This is a genomic window from Streptomyces sp. NPDC004667 (genome assembly GCF_040609475.1).
In the GTDB taxonomy this organism is placed as follows: domain Bacteria; phylum Actinomycetota; class Actinomycetes; order Streptomycetales; family Streptomycetaceae; genus Streptomyces.
In genome coordinates this window covers 1-18046 of sequence record NZ_JBEXKC010000115.1, presented here as the reverse complement: position 1 = coordinate 18046, position 18046 = coordinate 1, and the positions used below count along the sequence as shown (strand labels likewise).

Sequence of the window (18046 nt, the reverse complement as noted above, 5' to 3'; positions counted from 1 at the left end):
AGGGCGAAGACGGTGCCTGCGGGGACGGCCAGGTCGATGCCGTCCAGGACGGTCTTGTCACCGTAGGACTTGCGCAGCCCGTTCGCCGCGATGGCCAGGTTCGTCATGAGAGGGGTCCCTTTCGAGGCTGCGGATCAGAGGCTGCGGGCGGTGATGTCGCCGTAGGAGGTCGTCGCCCGGATGGTGAGGGCGGCGTCGGCGCCGTCGGCGTTGCCGAGGGAGTTGTGGATGCGGCCGTAGGCGGTGCCGGCGTCGAGGGTGGCGGAGGTTCCGCGGGCGGCGCCGATCGCGATCTCGCCGTGCTCGGTGCGCAGTTCGACGGTGCCGCGGCGGGCCTCGGTGATGCGGAGGTCACCCTTCTGGGTGCTGATCCGGGCGGGGCCGGTGAGGCGGCCGACGGTGATGTCGCCGGCCTGGACGGTGAGGCGGGCGCCGGCGGTCTCGTCGAGCTTGACGGTGGCCTGGGCACCTTCGAAGGTCACGTCGCCGAGGCGTCCGACACCGCGGAGTTCGGCGGCGGCGGCCTTCGCCTCGACGTGGGAGCCGGCGGGGAGCTGGATGGTCAGCTCGACCGATCCGGAGTTGCCGAGGATCCGGTTCTTGGCCGGTGCGGCGGCGACGTGCAGGACGCCGTCGCGGAATTCGACGGTGATCTGCTCGGCGGCCTTGACGTCACGGCCCTTGGTGGCGTTCGCGGGCCGGACCTCGACGGTGGTGTCGCTCCGGTCGGCGGCGATGAGCCGGATGTGTCCCGCGGGGATGTCGAGGACGGCGGCGACCGGGGCGGGGGTGGCGAACTTCTGCATGGTGTCTTCCTTCGGCTCGTTTTTTCCGATGACCGAAAGCTACGTTGCGTTCATTAAGTAGGCAACAGACTCGTTGCGCTGGAGCAGAGTTCACGCAGGTCAAAGCCGTTAAATCATTGCAACGAGGCTGGATCTAACGCAACGTTGAGCGGCACATGCGTTGCAATGGATGCGGATGAACGCTATGCCGGGAGCCCCTCGCCCCCAGGAGCCGGCCAGGCCGCCCGGGGCCGAGCCCTGCCGTTACGGTGCCGGGGCCGGGCGGGACCGCGCCCCGGCACCGCCCGGCCCCCGCCCCGACCCCCGCCCGACCCCGGACGCGTCGTTCGGCGCCCGGCTCAGGCCGTGGTGCGGGTCACCGGGATCCACAGCTGCGCGTCGGACCACGCAGGGTCGTCCTGCGACGGGCGGGTGCGCAGGATCTCCGGCCCCGGGCGGTACTCGTACGGGTTGGACGGGATCCACTGGGCGGCCACGTCACCCCACATCCGCTGCAACGCCTCGGGGAACGGCCCGGAGTTCTCGAACACGGCCCAGGTGCCCGCCGGGCAGTCCAGCACGTCGAGGTCCTCGGGCGGCTCGGCGGCTGAGGACACCACCGCGTGGTAGTAGTCGAGTTCGCTCCCCTCCTCGAAGCCGTCCGACAGCCGCACGGTCGCCGACACCACCCCCTGCGGATCCTGGTCCGAGAGTCCGGCGATCCGCAGCATCGCCTCCGGCGGGATGCTCTGGATGTGCTCGGCGATGTACGGGTTGACGCCCTGGTAGATCAGCGGGACGCGGGCCTTCCTGCCCACGACCCGGAACGCTTCCTTCTCCACGATGCGGTACCGCATGGTGCTGTTCCCTTCGACGGTGAGGCGGAAGGACAGCCGGGGCTGCGAGTTCAGAGCCGCGCCGGTACGCCTGGCCTCGCCGGGCCCGACCCCGTGCACGGCACGGAACGCGCGGGCGAAGGCCTCCCCCGAGGTGTAGCCGTAGCGGACCGCGATCTCCAGCAAGGTCGGTTCCCCGGCCAGCACTTCGGCCGCCGCGACGGTGAGCCGGCGGCGCCGGACGTACTCCGACAGCGGCATCCCCGCCAGCGAGGAGAACAGCCGCCGGAAGTGGTACTCCGACGTGACCGCGATCCGCGCCAGCGCGGGCACGTCGACGTGCCCGTCGAGGTGGTCCTCGATGTGCTCCATGGCCGTGTTCAGCCGATCCAGCACCCCCGGCCTCCTTCCCTTTCGCTCACCAACGCTAGGAAGGAACAAGGCTGCCGCACCCGACATCCCGTGCCCGCTCCGGTCGGGTACGGAGGGCCGTACCGGCTCGTCATCGGCACATCGGCACACCCGGCCCGCCACCCCCGCCCCGGTTCCCCCGGCCCGCTCGCCGGGGGAACCGTGACGTGACGGGCCGGCGCCTCAGGGGGCGGCTGCCGTGACGGACTCCAGGAACGGTTCCAGGGCGGCCCGCCAGGCGGCCGGCTGGTCGTAGTGGAGGTAGTGGCCGGCGTCGGGGATCTCGGCGTACCGGCCGGCCGGGAGGACGCGGACCATCTCCTGGGCCTCCGCCCGGCCCAGCTCGCCGTCGAGACCGCGGACGACCAGGGTGGGGCAGCCGACCTGGGCCAGCTCCTCCCAGTGGGCGTCGTGGACCCAGGTCGCGCGGGCCGTCAGCATCTGGTGGCGGGAGAACAGCGGGCGCCAGCCGTCCGGGGCGCGGTGCATGACCTCGGCGAAGAAGGCACCGCGGCCGGGGTCGGGGCGCTCCACCCGGGGATCGTCCTCGCCGAACCAGCGGCGGGCGGCGTCCTGGGTGGGGAAGGGCAGCGGCCAGCGCCGGAACCATTCCTCCCACTCCTGCTGCGAGGCCTCGCCGAGCGCGGAGGCCCGCATGTCGCAGATGACCACGGCCTGGACGAGATCCGGGCGCCGGGCCGCGAGCTGCCAGGCGGTGAGGGCGCCCATGGAGTGGCCGATCAGGACCACGGGGGCGAGGCCGAGCCGCTCGATGACGGCCTCGGCATCGGCCACGAACGCCTCGCGGCCCAGGGCCCCGCGGAGATCGGTGCCGGCGGGCGGCCGCTCGCTGTGGCCGTGCCCGCGCTGGTCCAGGGCCACGACCCGGCGGTCCTCGCCGAGCCAGCGCGCCGTGCCGGCCCAGTGCAGGGCGCGGCCCATCAGGCCGTGGAGTAACAGGACCGGCGGATGCCGGGGCTCCGCGGGCGGTTCGCGGAACTCCCAGGCGGCAAGGCGGACGCCGTCGGCCCCCGTCACATCGATGCGCTGTACCACCGCAGATGCACCCCCTTCGCTCCCGGCCAGACTATCGAACCCGCATTCGAAACCGGGCGTCTCGCCGACAACACCGCTCTTTCGAGTGACCTTGCTCAAGGATTGGCGGCCGCTGCCGATGGAGATCCTTTCCACAGGGAGGCGGGCCGCTCGGGGAAGACGGTCCGAAGGGGATGACCTTGAGAGCTCGGGGCTCCAGGTCAACCGGGGGAGGACGGGTCCCGGCGCCGTGAGGCGCCGGGACCCTTCACACGACCCCGCCCCGTACGGCGGACGTCAGCGCTTGGCGACGAAGACGTGCGAGGCGATCTCGGCGTCCAGCTCGGCGGCCTCGCCGCCGCTGCCGACGAGCACCCCGCCCGGGGACTCCGTCACGCTCACCACCGAACCGGGCTGTACGCCCGCCCGGCGCAGCGTGTACATCAGCTGGGCGTCGGTCTGGATCGGCTCCCCGATCCGGCGGACGACGACCGTCTTGCCCTCGCTGCCCGGGGCCAGCTCCGACAGGCTGACCATGCCGTCCTCCAGGAACGGATCGGCCTCGGCCTTCTCCCCCAGCTCCTCCAGCCCCGGGATCGGGTTCCCGTACGGCGACTCGGTCGGGTGGCGCAGCAGTTCCAGCACCCGCCGCTCCACCGCCTCGCTCATCACGTGCTCCCAGCGGCAGGCCTCGGCGTGCACCTGCTCCCATTCCAGGCCGATGACGTCGACGAGCAGACACTCGGCGAGGCGGTGCTTGCGCATCACCCGCGTCGCGAGCTTGCGGCCCTCGTCCGTCAGCTCCAGGTGCCGGTCGCTGGCGACGGCCACCAGGCCGTCCCGCTCCATGCGCGCCACCGTCTGGCTCACCGTCGGGCCGCTCTGGTCCAGCCGCTCGGCGATCCGGGCGCGCATGGGGACCACACCTTCCTCTTCCAGCTCCAGGATGGTGCGGAGATACATCTCCGTGGTGTCGATCAGTCCGGACATTCGTGCCCCTCGGATTGCGTGCGCTGGCCCTGTCCCCAATTCTGACGCATCGGGCCGACAACCGTCCCGCGCCGAGCGTCAAGGCATGTACGGGACATCTCCCGGAAACCCCCGCGGTACTCCCCGGGAACGGCGCGCGCACGCGTACCAGGGCTTTGGTCCACGGATTGACGTCCGTATTGACAGGCCCTTGGTCCAGACCGCACGGTGAGCGGCGGACACCGACGACGCACCCACCGCACCCCACCCTGGAAGGGCCTTCGGCGTATGAGCGAGAGCAAGCTGGCCGGGCAGTTCTTCGACGCCGCCATCGGCCTGCTGGAGCGGGTCCGGGACGAGGAGGGGGCGCGGATCGCCGAGGCCGGGGCCGTGATCGCGGAGGCCGTCGCGGGCGGGAAGCGGCTGTTCGCGTTCGGCGCCGGACACTCCTCGCTGCCCGCGCAGGACGTGGTCTACCGGGCGGGCGGCCTCGCCCTGATGAACTTCCTGGCCGTCCCCGGCACCGCCGGCGTCGACGTCATGCCCGCGACCCTGGGCAGCGCGCTGGAGCGGGTCGACGGCCTGGCCGGCGCGGTCCTGGACAGCAGCCCCGCCTCCGACGGCGACGTCCTGGTGATCATCTCCCTCTCGGGCCGCAACGCGCTGCCGGTGGAGATGGCCATGAACGCGCGGGCCATCGGCCTCAAGGTCATCGGGGTGACCTCGGTGGCCTACGCGACGGGCACCAAGTCGCGGCACGTGTCGGGCACGTACCTCAAGGACCACTGCGACATCGTCCTCGACAGCAAGATCGCGGTGGGCGACGCCGAGCTGACGGCCGACGGCATCGACGCCCCCTTCGCCCCCGCCTCCACCGTGGTGACCAGCGCGATCATGCAGGCGGTCATGGCGGCGGCGGTCGGCGAGATCGCCGCGCGCGGCCTGGAGCCGCCGATGCTGCGCTCGGGCAACGTGGACGGCGGACACGAGTGGAACGGCCGCGTGATGCGGGAGTACGGCGACCGGATCTTCTTCCGCCACTGAGGGACGCGGCGCGGGGTACGGGACGGGCCGCGGGTCGCCCGGGGCGGCGGGGCTTCCTACGATGGAGTGATCGCCGCTCGGGGCCCCGGGGACCGGAGGTACCCCCATGCGCACGCCCCGCACCGCACCCCGCGTCTCCCCCGTCTCCTCCGTCCCCCGCGCACCCCGCACCCGTCGCGCGGCCGCCCCCACCGCCTGCGCCGCCGCCCTCCTGCTGGCCCTCGCCGGCACCGGAACCGCCCCGGCCGCCCCCGCCCGGGCCCCGGCCGCCCCCGTGACGGCCACCGCCCCCGCACGCGACGCCTTCGACCCCGCCACCGTCCACCGCCTCGATGCCGCGATCGACGCCGTCATGAAGAAGACCTGCCTCCCGGGCGTCACCGTGGGCCTGTGGATCCCCGGGCGCGGCGCGTACGTCAAGGCCTTCGGCGTCTCCGACACCGGGACCCGCGCCCCCATGAAGACCGACATGTACACACGGATCGGCAGCGTCACCAAGACCTTCACCGTCACCGGCGTCCTCCAGCTGGTCGACCGGGGCCGGGTCGGCCTCGACGACCCGATCTCCACGTACGTCGACGGGGTCCCCGGCGGCGAACACATCACCGTGCGCCAGCTCGCGGGCATGCGCAGCGGGCTCTACGACTACACCGAGGACCCGAGGTTCCTCGACGCGCTGCGCGCCGACCCGCACCGCTCCTTCACCCCGCGGGAGGTCCTCGGCTACGCCTTCGCCCACCCGCCGAACTTCGCCCCGGACGCGAAGTGGCAGTACAGCAACACCAACACGGTGCTCCTCGGCCTGCTGGTGGAGAAGGTCTCCGGGCAGCCGCTGGCCGGCTACCTCCGCGAGCACGTGCTCGACCCGCTGAAGCTGTCCGCCACCGCCCTGCCGTCCGGCAGCGAGTTCCCCGAACCGCACGCCCGGGGCTACACGGACTTCGGCCCGGGCGGGGCCGTCACCGACGCCACCGACTGGAACCCCTCCTGGGGCTGGGCCGCCGGGGCGATGACCTCCGACCTGGCGGACCTGCGGGCCTGGGTGCCCGCGCTGGTCGGCGGAAAGCTGCTGGACCCGGCGACGCAGGCGCAGCGGATGCACCTGCGGCCGACGGGCGTCCCCGACGTCTCGTACGGGCTGGGGATCGCCGCGTTCAGCGGCTGGGTCGGGCACAACGGCGAACTGCCCGGCTACGAGACCATCGCCGTCGGGCTCCCCGGGCCCAAGGGCGCGCTCCGGGGCACGCTCGTGGTCCTGGTCAACTCCGACATCGACAAGGGCGGCTCGCTCAGCGGCCAGGTCGCACGCGCCGTGACGAAGATCGTCACCCCGGAGCACGTCTGGGGCCCGCCCGCCCCCGCCCCGACGGGCGACAGGACTCCTTAGCCGGTGCGGTGGCCCGCCGCCAGGTCCAGGTCGGCCGCGACGCGGGCCGCCACCTCCTCCGCGTACAGGGCGTCCGTACGGTCGAAGGCGGGGCGGGAGGGGCCCCGGAGGAAGGTGAGGGTGCCCAGGGTGCGGCCGCGGCTGCGCAGGACCGTGCACAGCGCGTGCGTCGCCCCGGCCGGCCACCGACGGGTCCGGGCCCAGTTCGCGTCCGGGTCGGCGACGGTGCCGGGGGCGGGGGCGCTGGCCCGGACCGGGCCGATCCGGTCCAGGGCCTGGAACGCCGGGTGCGCCGCCTCGTAGCGGACCGGGATCGCGCCCGGCCCGGGCAGCAGCAGGGCCAGCCCGGACGGGGACGCGCCCGACCGGACGAGCCGCCGCCGCTCGGGCCCGTCCGCGTCCAGTACGTCGACCAGCGCGTGCTCCGCGAAGCCGGCCAGGGCGAAGTCCAGCCGGACGGCGGCCGCCTCCGCCGGGTCCTCGCACTCGGCCGCGGCCCGCCCCGCCCGGTGCAGCTGGTGGGCCCGGAAGCGCAGCTGTCCGGTGTCCAGCTCGGCCTGCCGGGCCTCGGTGACGTCCTGGAACAGCCAGCCGACCCCCAGCGGCACCGGCTCCTCCGCGAGCGGCGAGGCCAGCCGCAGGAACCCGCAGCGCCAGCAGCGCCGCCGTACGCCCTCCGGGGTCTTCACCGACACCCACAGCTCCAGCGGGGCCGGCGGCGCCCCCTCGGCCAGGACGTGCTGGAGCGCGCCCTCCAGCTCCTCGACGCCCTGCACCAGCAGGTCCCCGAGCGGCCGGCCGAGCAGCGCGGTGCGCCCGGCTCCGAAGGCGCGCGCGGCGTGCGTGTTGACCACCGCCGGGCGCAGGTCGACGTCGACGAGGACGACGCCCCAGGAGGCGTCGTCCATCAGCGCCTCGCTGAGGGCGATGGACCGTTCCAGGTCGATCTGGGCGTGCACCTCGCTGAAGGCGCAGTAGACGCCCGCCGGTTTCCCGTCGGCGCCCGGCACCCCGGCGGACTGGGTCCGTACGAGGATCCGCCCGCCGTCCTTGGTCAGCAGGGCGAACTCGTGGACCTGGCGGCCGGGCACGTGCCGGGCGGACATCAGCCGCTCCTGCACGTCGTCCGCGTCGGCGGCGCGCGCCGCCCAGCCGGCGAACCCCCGGCGGCCGACCGCCTCGTCGGCGGTCCAGCCGAGGATCCGCTCGGCCTCGCGGTTCCAGTGGGTGATCACGCCGTCGGAATCGAACGCGCACAGGGCGGCGTCCATCCCGTCGAGCAGCGCTGCGAGCAGATCGTCGGCGGTGTCGGAACGTCCGGAAGCACTCACCTGGCACCCCCTGCAGGTGTTCGCGTGTGCGGCACGTCAGATCATTGAACTGGAACGTGACCCACACCACACCCACTTCCCGGAATCATCCCGGAATGTCCGGTTGGGCGGTCCTGCCGCCACCGGGCCCGTCAGCCGCTGGTGATGACGACGACCAGCACGACGACGAAGGCCACGAAGAAGATCCCGCAGCCCCAGAGCATGCCCGCCATCATCCGGCCCTCGCGGACCGCCTGCCGCTCCATGCGGGCCAGCGCCTGCGGATCCTGCTCCCAGTCCGGGCCGCGCAGCTCCTCCCAGGCGGCCCGGATCAGGCCGATCTCGCGCGCGACGTCGACGTGGTTGTCGTCCACGTACATGAGCTGGACGCGGCGGCCCTCGTAGTCGTAGGCGTACGAGATCACGCCCGGCTGGTTCTTGTTCATGGCGGCACCCGGATTGGGCACGGCCCGGATCTCCTGGATGTCTTCCCAGGCCAGGCGGCGGCTCCCGGTGAAGCGGCGGACCCGCACGCCCTTGAGGTCGGCGGAGGTCGCGCAGCGCTTGGAGGCCCACACCAGCCAGCCGAAGAGGACCAGGACCACCGCGATGAGCACCAGCTTCACCCCGCCGGGCACGTCGTCCAGGTTGAGCACGGACAGGACGATGCCCGGCGTACCGATGCCGACCGCGACGTACACGGCGGACATCTGCCGGGACCCGATCCGGTAGTCGCGCGGCAGCAGCTCGGCGCTCATGCACACCCCTCCCCCGATGGCGGAGAGCCAGTGTAGGGAGTAACAGCCCCTGGAAGAAGGGTGGTTGAGGGGGTCGATCGGGCTCCGATAAATAGGGTTGAGGACCTCCGGCAGGAGGCCTAGGCTCTGCCGTACACGAGAAGGGAGGTGGTTCCCGAAATGTACGGAAACCGGACGCGTGAGGTGGCTGCGGGCTAAGCGCCCGTCGTCGCACGCACCCAGTGCGGTGCCCGGCGGGATCGCCGAGCGCCAATCCCAAGCAGTCACCCGACCCGCGGGCTCGCCGGTACGTCCGGCCGGCTCCTCTCACTGCAGGAGAGGAACCCGAGCCCGCGGGTCGTCTGCATGTCCCGCGCCGGTCCCCGGTCGCGCCGGTCCCCCGTCACGCCGCCCCCGTACCGCCCGGGTGGGCCCGCCCTCACGGGCAGAGGCGCTCCACGTGCCACTTCCCGCCCTCCAGGGCGTAGCGCAGGCGGTCGTGCAGCCGGTTCTCGTGCCCCTGCCAGAACTCCACCGCGTCGGGCTCCACCCGCAGCCCGCCCCACTCCGTCGGCACCGGAACCTGCTCGCCCTCCGGGTAGCGGGCCTCCAGCTCCGCGTAGCGGTGGTCCAGCTCCGCCCGCGAGCCGATCACCCGGGACTGCTCGCTCGCCCAGGCGCCCAGCTGGGAGCCGTGCGGGCGGGAGCGGAAGTACGCGGCCGTCTCGTCGCGGCCGACCCGCGAGGCGGTGCCGGTGACGACGACCTGGCGGGCGATCGGATGCCAGGGGAAGAGCAGCGAGACGTACGGGTTCGCCTCGATCTCGCGGCCCTTGCGGGAGCCGTAGTTCGTGAAGAACACGAAGCCCCGCTCGTCGAACTGCTTCAGCAGCACCGTGCGGGAGCTGGGGCGGCCCTCGGGCGTGGCCGTCGAGACGACCATCGCGTTGGGTTCGAAGACGTGCGCGTCCGCGGCCTGCTGGAACCAGCGGGCGAACTGCGCCATGGGGGTGTCGGCGAGGCTCCCCTCCTCGACGATCTCGGAGCGGTACTGCTTGCGCATGACGGCGGGGTCAAGGTCCTGATCGGTCACGCGGGCCATCCTGCCGCAGGACGGCACCCGGGGGTGTGCCGTATGTCACGCTTCCGAACCCCCGGTGGAACGGACAAAATCTTGGGGCCGGTCCGAGGGTCCCCGCACGGATGACCATCGGCCGTGCCGGGCATCAACGGGGATGACCGCGCCGGACCGCGAATCACGCCGGGAACCGCGCGTGTTCGCACTATCTGAGGAGCCGCCTGATGTCCGATTTCGTACCCGGACTCGAAGGTGTCGTCGCGTTCGAGACGGAGATCGCCGAGCCCGACAAGGAAGGCGGATCGCTCCGCTACCGCGGGGTGGACATCGAAGACCTGGTCGGCCACGTCTCCTTCGGGAACGTGTGGGGCCTGCTGGTCGACGGTGCGTTCAACCCCGGCCTGCCGGCCGCCGAGCCCTTCCCCATCCCGGTGCACTCGGGCGACATCCGTGTGGACGTGCAGTCCGCGCTGGCCATGCTCGCGCCGGTCTGGGGCCTGAAACCGCTGCTGGACATCGACGAGCGGACCGCGCGCGACGACCTGGCGCGGGCCGCCGTCATGGCGCTGTCCTACGTCGCCCAGTCCGCCCGCGGCCAGGGCCTGCCGATGGTGCCGCAGCGCGAGATCGACAAGGCCGAGTCCATCGTCGAGCGGTTCATGATCCGCTGGCGGGGCGAGCCCGACCCCAAGCACGTCAAGGCCGTCGACGCCTACTGGACCTCGGCCGCCGAGCACGGCATGAACGCCTCCACCTTCACCGCCCGGGTGATCGCCTCGACCGGCGCCGACGTCGCCGCGGCGCTCTCCGGTGCCGTGGGCGCGATGTCCGGGCCGCTGCACGGCGGGGCGCCCTCGCGCGTCCTCGGCATGATCGAGGAGATCGAGCGCACCGGCGACGCCGTGGCCTACGTGAAGAAGGCCCTGGACAAGGGCGAGCGGCTGATGGGCTTCGGCCACCGCGTCTACCGCGCCGAGGACCCCCGCGCCCGCGTGCTGCGGCGCACCGCCAAGGAGCTCGACGCCCCGCGCTACGAGGTCGCCGCCGCCCTGGAGAAGGCCGCCCTGGAAGAGCTGCACGCCCGCCGCCCCGACCGGGTGCTGGCGACCAACGTGGAGTTCTGGGCCGCGATCATGCTGGACTTCGCCGAGGTCCCGGCGCACATGTTCACCTCGATGTTCAGCTGCGCCCGGACCGCCGGCTGGTCGGCGCACATCCTGGAGCAGAAGCGCACCGGGCGGCTGGTGCGCCCGTCGGCCCGCTACGTCGGGCCGGGGCGCCGCAACCCCGCCGACATCGAGGGGTACTCGGACATCGCCGCGACCGCCTGATCAGGGCGTTCGCGGAAGGGGGCGCCGCACCCGGTCGGGGTGCGGCGCCCTCGTGCGTCACGTGAGCGCGTCCTCGATGATCCGGGACCACTGGGCCACCACCCGGGCCCGGCGGGCCGTGTCGTCGGTGAGGACGTTGGCCAGGCCGAGGCCCCGGGCCATGTCCAGGAGGCCCTGCACGGTCTCCCGTACGCCGGGCACCGACTCGTCCGCGCCCAGCAGCTCCACCGCGATCCGGTGCGTCTCACGGCCCACGCGGGCCTCCAGCTCGGTGACCCGGGGGCGCAGCTGCTCCTCGTTGGAGGCCGCGACCCACAGCTGGAGCGCGGCCCGGAAGAGCGCGCCCGTGTACAGGTCGACCAGGGCCTCGACGACCGCATGACGCGGGGCCGGGGCCGAGTGGAAGAGTTCGCGCAGGGCGGTGGAGCGCTCCTCGGAGACGTACTCCACGGCCGCCGTGAAGAGGACCTCGCGGGTCGGGAAGTGGTGCTGGGCCGCGCCGCGCGAGACGCCGGCGCGTTCGGCGACCACGCCGACCGTGGAGCCCGCCCAGCCGTGCTCCGCGAGGCAGGAGACCGCCGCCTCCAGGAGGTGGCGGCGGGTGACCCTGCTGCGGGCCTGCTTGGGTTCCTGGCGGACGGCCCGGGGGGCTTCGGGGGCTTCGGAGGCTTCGGGGGCGCCGCTTTGGGGGTTGTCGGTCATCGTGCCCATGACGGGTCCCGGCGCTCGAAGCGGGCGGTGATGCCCTCGCGGGCCTCCGCGGAGGCGAAGAGGCGTGCGGAGAGCTCCGTCAGGCGTGCGCCGTCCCGCTCCAGGGTCTCCCGCAGCCCGGCGGCGACCAGGGCCTTGGTCTCGGCCAGGGCCTGCGGAGAGGCCTTGCGCAGGCCGTCCAGGACGGGCCGCAGCGCCGTGTCCACGTCGTCCGGGGTGTGGAGCGTGAGCAGGCCGATGCGGGCCGCCTCGGCGGCGTCGAAGGGCTCGGCGGTCAGGAAGTAGCGGGACGCGGCGCGGGGGTCGAGCCGCGGCAGCAGGGACATCGAGATCACGGCGGGGGCCAGGCCGAGGTGGGTCTCGGTGAAGGCGTACGAGGATTCCGGGCCGGCGGCGGCGATGTCGCAGGCGCCGAGCAGGCCGAGGCCGCCGGCGCGGACGTGGCCGGTGACGCGGGCGACCACGGGCTTGGGCAGCGCGGCGAGTTCGCGGAGCAGGGCCAGGAAGTCAGCCGGGTCGCAGGGGGACTTGAGGTCGGCGCCCGCGCAGAAGGTGGTCCCGGTGTGGGTCAGCACGACCGCGCGGGTGCCGGGGTCGGCCGCGGCGGTGGCGAGCGCCGCGCGGAGGGCGGCGACCAGGTCCGTGGACAGGGCGTTGCGGTTGGCCGGGGAGTCGAGGGTGAGCGTGGTGATGCCGGTCGCCTCGGCGGCGTGCACTGGTGGGGCCATGTCTCCTCCGGAGGGGGTACGGGTACGGGTGGGGTTGCGGTTGCGGCTGCCCTGGCCGGGCGGGGTCGGGTGGGGCCGGGGTCGGGGCCGCGGCGGGGTGCCGTCCGGGACTGCATGATTTATGGCGCCCCCTCCGCGTCCGAGTGTGCGGGCGGCACCGCGCGCCAACAAATCACGTTTTACGTCCCGGACGACACCCCGCCCCGTCCCCGCCCCCGACCTGCGCCACCCCGGCCCGGCCCGATCAACGCGACCCCGGCCTGGTGAACACGACCCCCCTGTGGTGAACACGACCCCGCCTCGGTCGGGAACGACCCCGCCGTGGTGAGAACGACCCCGGCACGGTCGGGAACGACCCCGCCGTGGTGAGAACGACCCCGGCACGGTCAGGTGACCCCGGCGCGGCCAAGTCGCATCCTGCCCGGTCGGGTTGACCCGCCCGGGCAGGGCGGGTCGGCCTCGTTCGGGCGGGTGGGAGCGGTCAGTAGGACTTGGGGAGGCCCAGGGTCTGGTGGGAGACGAAGTTGAGGATCATTTCGCGGCTGACCGGGGCGATGCGGGAGACGCGGGACGCGGTGATGAGGGCGGCCAGGCCGTACTCGCGGGTGAGGCCGTTGCCGCCCAGGGTGTGGACGGACTGGTCGACCGCCTTGACGCAGGCTTCGCCGGCGGCGTACTTGGCCATGTTCGCGGCCTCGCCCGCACCCAGGTCGTCGCCCGCGTCGTAGAGGTGGGCGGCCTTCTGCATCATCAGGCGGGCCAGTTCCAGGTCGATGTGGGCGGCCGCCAGGGGGTGGGCGATGGCCTGGTGGGCGCCGATGGGCTGCTTCCAGACCTGGCGGGTGCGGGCGTAGTCCACCGCCTTGGCGAGGGCGTGGCGGCCCATTCCGATGGCGAACGCGGCCGTCATGATCCGCTCGGGGTTCAGGCCCGCGAAGAGCTGCAGGAGGCCCGCGTCCTCGTCGCCGACCAGGGCGTCCGCCGGCAGGCGGACTTCGTCCAGGGTGAGCTCGAACTGCTTCTCCGCCGCCTGGAGTTCCATGTCGATGACCGAGCGGCCGAAGCCGGGGGCGTCACGGGGGACGATGAAGAGGCAGGGCTTGAGGCTGCCGGTCTTCGCGTCTTCGGTGCGGCCCACGATCAGCGTGGCGTCGGCGATGTCCACGCCGGAGATGAAGACCTTGCGGCCGGTGAGGATCCACTCGTCGCCGTCGCGGCGGGCCGTGGTGGTGATGCGGTGGGAGTTGGACCCGGCGTCGGGTTCGGTGATGCCGAAGGCCATGGTGCGGGTGCCGTCGGCGAGGCCGGGGAGCCAGGCCCGCTTCTGGGCGTCTGTGCCGAAGCGGGCGATGACCGTGCCGCAGATGGCGGGCGAGACGACCATCATGAGGAGGGGACAGCCGGCGGCCCCGAGTTCTTCGAGGACGAGGGAGAGTTCGACTATGCCGCCGCCCCCGCCGCCGTACTCCTCGGGGATGCTGACGCCGAGGTAGCCGAGCCGGGCGGCATCCGCCCACAGCTCGTCGGGGTGGCCGCCCTCCCGGGCGACACGGGCGAGGTACTCCCGGCCGTACTTCTGGCCGAGGGCGGCCACCGCCGCGCGCAGGGCCTGGTGTTCCTTGGATTCGAGGGTGGAGCTCATCGTGGCGTTTCCTCCTGGACTACGGCGAGCAGGGCGCCGAACTCGACCTGTTGGCCGGTGGCGGCGTGGAGCGCGGTGAGCGTGCCGGAGGCCGGAGCGAGGATGCGGTGCTCCATCTTCATGGCCTCCAGCCAGAGCAGGGGCTGCCCGGCGGTGACGGCGGTGCCGGGGGCGAGGCCCTCGGCGACGCGGACGACGGTGCCGGGCATGGGTGCGAGCAGGGAGCCCGGTTCGGTGCGGTCCTGTGGATCGGGGAACCGGGGGACGGGGACGAGGGCGTGGGCGCCGAGGGCGGAGTCGACGTAAACCGTGTTCGATTTACGTTTCACGTGGAACACGCGGCGCACGCCGTCGACTTCGAGGGTGACGAGCGTGGGCGTGGCGGCCAGGACGCGGACGCCGGGGTGGTTCACGGGGTGGTACTGGACCTCGTGTTCCGTGCCCGCCGAGGTGTAGCGGCGGGTGTGGGGCCGGGAGCGCAGGTTGCGCCAGCCGCCCAGGCGGGAGGCCAGGGGGGCGTCGGCCTGCGGGGCCGCGTCGGCCAGGGCGGCGGCGAGGGCGGCCAGGGTGGGGTCGGGGGCCTCCTCGGTGAGGGCGGCGAGGTGGCGGTCGTAGAAGCCGGTGTCGATGCGGCCGGAGACGAAGTCCGGGTGGCGCAGGGAGCCCACGAGGAGGTCGCGGTTGGTGGTCAGACCGTGGATGCGGGCGCCCGCGAGGGCGTGGGCGAGGATCCGGACCGCCTCGGAGCGGGTCGGCGCGTGCGCGACGACCTTGGCCAGCATCGGGTCGTAGTGGACGCCGACCGGGTCGCCCGCGGTGAAGCCGGTGTCGACACGGACCCCGGCGGGGAAGTCGAGGGTGTGCAGGACCCCGGTCTGCGGGCGCCAGTCCCGGGCCGGGTCCTCGGCGTAGAGGCGGGCCTCCACGGCGTGGCCGGAGGGCTCCGGGGGCGTGACGGGCAGGGCCGTCCCTTCGGCGACGCGGAGCTGGAGGGCGACGAGGTCGAGTCCGAAGACGGCTTCGGTGACGGGGTGTTCGACCTGGAGGCGGGTGTTCATCTCCAGGAAGTACGGGCGGCCGTCCTCGGTGACGAGGAACTCGACGGTGCCGGCGCCCCGGTAGGAGACGGCGCGGGCGGCGGCGACGGCCGCGGTGTGCAGGGCGTCGCGCAGGGCGGCCGGCAGGGCCGGGGCGGGGGCCTCCTCGATGACCTTCTGGTGGCGGCGCTGGAGGGAGCAGTCGCGGGTGCCGAGTGCCCAGACGGTGCCGTGGGCGTCGGCGAGGACCTGCACCTCGACGTGGCGGCCGCGTTCCACGTAGGGCTCGGCGAAGACCTCGCCGTCACCGAAGGCCGACAGGGCCTCGGCGGACGCGGCGTCGAGGGACTCCTTGAGGGAGTCCAGGTCGCATACGACGCGCATGCCGCGGCCTCCGCCGCCCGCGGCGGCCTTGAGGAGCAGGGGCAGGTCCGCGAGGGTGACGCCGGCCGGGTCGACGGGGTCGAGGAGGGGCACCCCGGCGGCGCGCATCAGCTCCTTGGCCCGGGTCTTGGAGGCCATGGCCTCGATGGCCTCCGGCGGCGGACCGATCCAGGTCAGACCGGCCGCGCGGACCTGCCGGGCGAAGTCGGCGTTCTCGGAGAGGAAGCCGTAGCCGGGGTGGACGGCGTCGGCGCCCGCGGCGAGGGCGGCTCCGATGATCAGGTCGGCGCGCAGGTAGGTGTCGGCGGGGGCGGCGCCGGGCAGGCGGACGGCCGCGTCGGCGTCGCGGACGTGCAGGGCGTCCGCGTCGGGGTCGGAATGGACGGCGACGGTGGCCAGGCCCAGGGCGCGGGCCGTGCGGAAGATCCGGACGGCGATCTCGCCCCGGTTGGCGACGAGCAGGGAGGTGATGGTCATCTGCGGGCTCACATCCGGAAGACGCCGAAGCCGCCACGGACGCCCTCGACGGGGGCGTTGTGGACGGCCGAGAGGCACAGGCCGAGGACGGTGCGGGTGTCGCGCGGGTCGATGACCCCGTCGTCGTACAGCCGCCCCGAGAGGAAGAGGGGGAGGGACTCGGACTCGATCTGGGCCTCCACGAAGGCGCGCATCCCCGCGTCCTGTTCCTCGTCGTACGGGAGGCCCTTGGCGGCGGCGGACTGCCGGGACACGATCGAGAGCACGCCGGCGAGCTGGGCGGGGCCCATGACGGCGGACTTGGCGCTGGGCCAGGCGAAGAGGAAGCGGGGCTCGTAGGCGCGCCCGCACATGCCGTAGTGGCCCGCGCCGTAGCTGGCACCGATGAGGACGGACAGGTGCGGGACGCGGGAGTTGGAGACCGCGTTGATCATCATCGAGCCGTGTTTGACGATGCCGCCCTGCTCGTACTCCTTGCCGACCATGTAGCCGGTGGTGTTGTGGAGGAAGAGCAGCGGGATGTCGCGCTGGTTGGCGAGCTGGATGAACTGGGCGGCCTTCTGCGACTCGGCGCTGAACAGCACCCCCTGGGCGTTGGCGAGGATGCCGACCGGGTAGCCGTGCAGGGTGGCCCAGCCGGTGACCAGGCTGGTGCCGTACAGGGGCTTGAACTCGTCGAAGTCCGAGGCGTCGACGATGCGCGCGATGACCTCGCGGGGGTCGAAGGGGGTCTTCAGGTCCGGCGGGACGATGCCGAGCAGCTCCTCCGGGTCGTGGAGGGGCTCGGCGGCCCGCGGCGGATCGGCGTACGGCTTGCGGTGGTTGAGGCGGGCCACGATGCGGCGGGCCTGGCGGATGGCGTCGTACTCGTCGAGGGCGTAGTGGTCGGCGAGGCCGGAGACGCGGGCGTGCATGTCGGCGCCGCCGAGGGACTCGTCGTCGCTCTCCTCGCCGGTGGCCATCTTGACCAGCGGCGGGCCGCCGAGGAACACCTTCGAGCGGTCTTTGATCATGACGGTGTGGTCCGACATGCCGGGGATGTAGGCGCCGCCGGCGGTGGAATTGCCGAAGACGACCGCGACGGTGGGGATGCCTTCGGCGGAGAGCCGGGTCAGGTCGCGGAAGACCGCCCCGCCCGGGATGAAGATCTCCTTCTGGGAGGGCAGGTCGGCGCCGCCGGACTCCACCAGGCTGATGCAGGGGAGGCGGTTGAGGCGGGCGATCTCGTTGGCGCGCAGGGCCTTCTTGAGGGTCCACGGGTTGCTGGCGCCGCCGCGCACGGTCGGGTCGTTGGCGGTGATCAGGCACTCGACGCCCTCGACGGTGCCGATGCCGGTGACCATCGAGGCGCCCACCGGGTAGTCGCTGCCCCAGCCCGCGAGCGGGGACAGCTCCAGGAAGGGGGTGTCGGGGTCGAGGAGCAGTTCGACCCGCTCGCGGGCCAGGAGCTTGCCCCGGTCGCGGTGGCGGGCGGTGTACTTCTCGCCGCCGCCGGCCAGGGCCTTGGCGTGCTCCGCGTCGAGCGCGGCGAGCCGTTCCAGGGCCTCGGTACGGGCCAGGGCGTGCTCGGGGGAGCGGGGGTCGACGGTGGTGCCGAGACGGGTCATGGGCGGGTCCCCTCCGGGGCGGGCGGCGGCAGGAGGTGCGTCGGGATGTCGAGGTGGCGGGCCCGCAGCCATTCCCCGAGGGCCTTGGCCTGGGGGTCGAAACGGTGCCCGGAGGCGACCCCGGCGCCGAGGAGGCCGGGGACGGTGAAGTTGAGGGCGCGAAGGTTCGGCAGCTCGTGCCGGGTGACGGGGAGGGGGGCGGTCTCGGGGAGCAGGGCCTGGAGGAGGTCGGTGGTGAGGGTGTTCCGCAGCCACTGCCAGGCGGCTTCGCCGTCGACCCAGACGCCGATGTTGGCGTCGCCGCCCTTGTCGCCGCTGCGGGCTCCGGCCAGTGTCCCCAGGGGGGCGCGGGTGGTGGGGCCGCCGGGGCCTGCGGGGGTGGCGGGCCCTGCGGGGGTGGCGGGGGCGGCCGGGGTGGCGGGCCCTGCGGGGCTCTCCCCCACCCCGCCCCTTCCCGAAACCGGGGGCTGCGCCCCCGGGCCCCCGTCCCGGGGCTCCGCCCCGGACCCGTCGGGGGCTCCGCCCCCGGACCCCCGC

15 protein-coding genes and 2 pseudogenes are annotated in these 18046 nt (G+C 73.5%); 3 read left to right on the top strand and 14 right to left on the bottom strand.

Annotated features, from left to right (window positions below; translation table 11 throughout):
- The 5 genes and pseudogenes from ABZW32_RS35570 to ABZW32_RS35550 form a co-directional block, all read right to left on the bottom strand.
- Positions 1-107: pseudogene (locus tag ABZW32_RS35570) on the bottom strand (ABC transporter); the annotation flags it as partial.
- A 27-nt stretch (positions 108-134) separates the two neighbouring features.
- Entirely contained in the window at positions 135-806 is a 672-nt protein-coding gene (locus ABZW32_RS35565; protein ID WP_356224389.1) for a DUF4097 family beta strand repeat-containing protein, read from the bottom strand.
- A 338-nt stretch (positions 807-1144) separates the two neighbouring features.
- Entirely contained in the window at positions 1145-2017 is an 873-nt protein-coding gene (locus tag ABZW32_RS35560) for an AraC family transcriptional regulator (protein WP_356224387.1), read from the bottom strand.
- A gap of 198 nt (positions 2018-2215) precedes the next feature.
- Positions 2216-3088, bottom strand: coding sequence for an alpha/beta hydrolase (locus ABZW32_RS35555; protein ID WP_266840834.1), 873 nt, complete (start codon positions 3086-3088; stop codon positions 2216-2218).
- Positions 3089-3364: 276 nt separating this feature from the next.
- Positions 3365-4057, bottom strand: a complete 693-nt coding sequence (locus ABZW32_RS35550; protein WP_030241389.1) for a metal-dependent transcriptional regulator — start codon at positions 4055-4057, stop codon at positions 3365-3367.
- A 267-nt stretch (positions 4058-4324) separates the two neighbouring features.
- Here ABZW32_RS35550 and ABZW32_RS35545 point away from each other — a divergent pair, with 267 nt between their 5' ends.
- Both ABZW32_RS35545 and ABZW32_RS35540 read left to right on the top strand, forming a co-directional pair.
- Complete coding sequence (locus ABZW32_RS35545; protein ID WP_356224384.1) at positions 4325-5080, top strand: SIS domain-containing protein; 756 nt, start codon at positions 4325-4327, stop codon at positions 5078-5080.
- Positions 5081-5186: 106 nt separating this feature from the next.
- Complete coding sequence (locus tag ABZW32_RS35540) at positions 5187-6467, top strand: serine hydrolase domain-containing protein (RefSeq protein ID WP_356224383.1); 1281 nt, start codon at positions 5187-5189, stop codon at positions 6465-6467.
- On the opposite strand, the gene ABZW32_RS35535 is transcribed toward ABZW32_RS35540, so the two are convergent.
- The 3 genes from ABZW32_RS35535 to pdxH form a co-directional block, all read right to left on the bottom strand.
- A complete protein-coding gene (locus ABZW32_RS35535) occupies positions 6464-7798 on the bottom strand; it encodes a PAS domain-containing protein (protein WP_356224381.1) in 1335 nt (444 codons plus the stop codon). The two genes, ABZW32_RS35540 and ABZW32_RS35535, sit on opposite strands and share 4 nt — an antisense overlap.
- 131 nt (positions 7799-7929) lie before the next feature.
- Positions 7930-8535, bottom strand: coding sequence for a PH domain-containing protein (locus tag ABZW32_RS35530; protein WP_356224379.1), 606 nt, complete (start codon positions 8533-8535; stop codon positions 7930-7932).
- Between the two features lie 418 nt (positions 8536-8953).
- Positions 8954-9616, bottom strand: coding sequence for a pyridoxamine 5'-phosphate oxidase (gene pdxH / locus ABZW32_RS35525; RefSeq protein ID WP_356224377.1), 663 nt, complete (start codon positions 9614-9616; stop codon positions 8954-8956).
- A 200-nt stretch (positions 9617-9816) separates the two neighbouring features.
- Here pdxH and ABZW32_RS35520 point away from each other — a divergent pair, with 200 nt between their 5' ends.
- Positions 9817-10923 carry a citrate synthase 2 gene (locus ABZW32_RS35520; protein ID WP_356224375.1) on the top strand — a complete coding sequence of 369 codons (1107 nt, stop codon included), beginning with the start codon at positions 9817-9819 and terminating at the stop codon, positions 10921-10923.
- Between the two features lie 57 nt (positions 10924-10980).
- Here ABZW32_RS35520 and ABZW32_RS35515 read toward each other — a convergent pair whose 3' ends face one another.
- From ABZW32_RS35515 to ABZW32_RS35490, 6 genes and pseudogenes are all read right to left on the bottom strand, one after another.
- Positions 10981-11634: a TetR/AcrR family transcriptional regulator gene (locus tag ABZW32_RS35515; RefSeq protein WP_356224373.1), complete on the bottom strand. Its 654-nt coding sequence runs from the start codon at positions 11632-11634 to the stop codon at positions 10981-10983.
- Positions 11622-12362, bottom strand: a complete 741-nt coding sequence (locus tag ABZW32_RS35510) for an enoyl-CoA hydratase family protein (RefSeq protein WP_356224371.1) — start codon at positions 12360-12362, stop codon at positions 11622-11624. The genes ABZW32_RS35515 and ABZW32_RS35510 overlap by 13 nt, the downstream gene beginning before the upstream one ends.
- A gap of 481 nt (positions 12363-12843) precedes the next feature.
- Positions 12844-14004, bottom strand: a complete 1161-nt coding sequence (locus ABZW32_RS35505; RefSeq protein ID WP_356224369.1) for an acyl-CoA dehydrogenase — start codon at positions 14002-14004, stop codon at positions 12844-12846.
- A complete protein-coding gene (locus ABZW32_RS35500; RefSeq protein WP_356224368.1) occupies positions 14001-15902 on the bottom strand; it encodes a biotin carboxylase N-terminal domain-containing protein in 1902 nt (633 codons plus the stop codon). Before ABZW32_RS35500 ends, ABZW32_RS35505 begins: the two co-directional genes overlap by 4 nt.
- Positions 15903-15910: 8 nt before the next feature.
- Positions 15911-17509 carry a carboxyl transferase domain-containing protein gene (locus ABZW32_RS35495; protein ID WP_356224367.1) on the bottom strand — a complete coding sequence of 533 codons (1599 nt, stop codon included), beginning with the start codon at positions 17507-17509 and terminating at the stop codon, positions 15911-15913.
- Positions 17506-17877, bottom strand: a pseudogene (locus ABZW32_RS35490) (exopolyphosphatase); the annotation flags it as partial. The pseudogene ABZW32_RS35490 and the gene ABZW32_RS35495, both read right to left, overlap by 4 nt.
- Positions 17878-18046 lie beyond the last annotated feature (169 nt).

What these genes read in the sequence shown, in the direction of transcription:
- ABZW32_RS35565 (WP_356224389.1), bottom strand. Translation starts at nt 806, where the DNA reads ATGCAGAAGTTCGCCACCCCCGCCCCGGTCGCCGCCGTCCTCGACATC.
- ABZW32_RS35550 (WP_030241389.1), bottom strand. Translation starts at nt 4,057, where the DNA reads ATGTCCGGACTGATCGACACCACGGAGATGTATCTCCGCACCATCCTG.
- ABZW32_RS35545 (WP_356224384.1), top strand. Translation starts at nt 4,325, where the DNA reads ATGAGCGAGAGCAAGCTGGCCGGGCAGTTCTTCGACGCCGCCATCGGC.
- ABZW32_RS35540 (WP_356224383.1), top strand. Translation starts at nt 5,187, where the DNA reads ATGCGCACGCCCCGCACCGCACCCCGCGTCTCCCCCGTCTCCTCCGTC.
- ABZW32_RS35530 (WP_356224379.1), bottom strand. Translation starts at nt 8,535, where the DNA reads ATGAGCGCCGAGCTGCTGCCGCGCGACTACCGGATCGGGTCCCGGCAG.
- pdxH (WP_356224377.1), bottom strand. Translation starts at nt 9,616, where the DNA reads ATGGCCCGCGTGACCGATCAGGACCTTGACCCCGCCGTCATGCGCAAG.
- ABZW32_RS35520 (WP_356224375.1), top strand. Translation starts at nt 9,817, where the DNA reads ATGTCCGATTTCGTACCCGGACTCGAAGGTGTCGTCGCGTTCGAGACG.
- ABZW32_RS35515 (WP_356224373.1), bottom strand. Translation starts at nt 11,634, where the DNA reads ATGGGCACGATGACCGACAACCCCCAAAGCGGCGCCCCCGAAGCCTCC.
- ABZW32_RS35510 (WP_356224371.1), bottom strand. Translation starts at nt 12,362, where the DNA reads ATGGCCCCACCAGTGCACGCCGCCGAGGCGACCGGCATCACCACGCTC.
- ABZW32_RS35505 (WP_356224369.1), bottom strand. Translation starts at nt 14,004, where the DNA reads ATGAGCTCCACCCTCGAATCCAAGGAACACCAGGCCCTGCGCGCGGCG.
- ABZW32_RS35500 (WP_356224368.1), bottom strand. Translation starts at nt 15,902, where the DNA reads ATGACCATCACCTCCCTGCTCGTCGCCAACCGGGGCGAGATCGCCGTC.
- ABZW32_RS35495 (WP_356224367.1), bottom strand. Translation starts at nt 17,509, where the DNA reads ATGACCCGTCTCGGCACCACCGTCGACCCCCGCTCCCCCGAGCACGCC.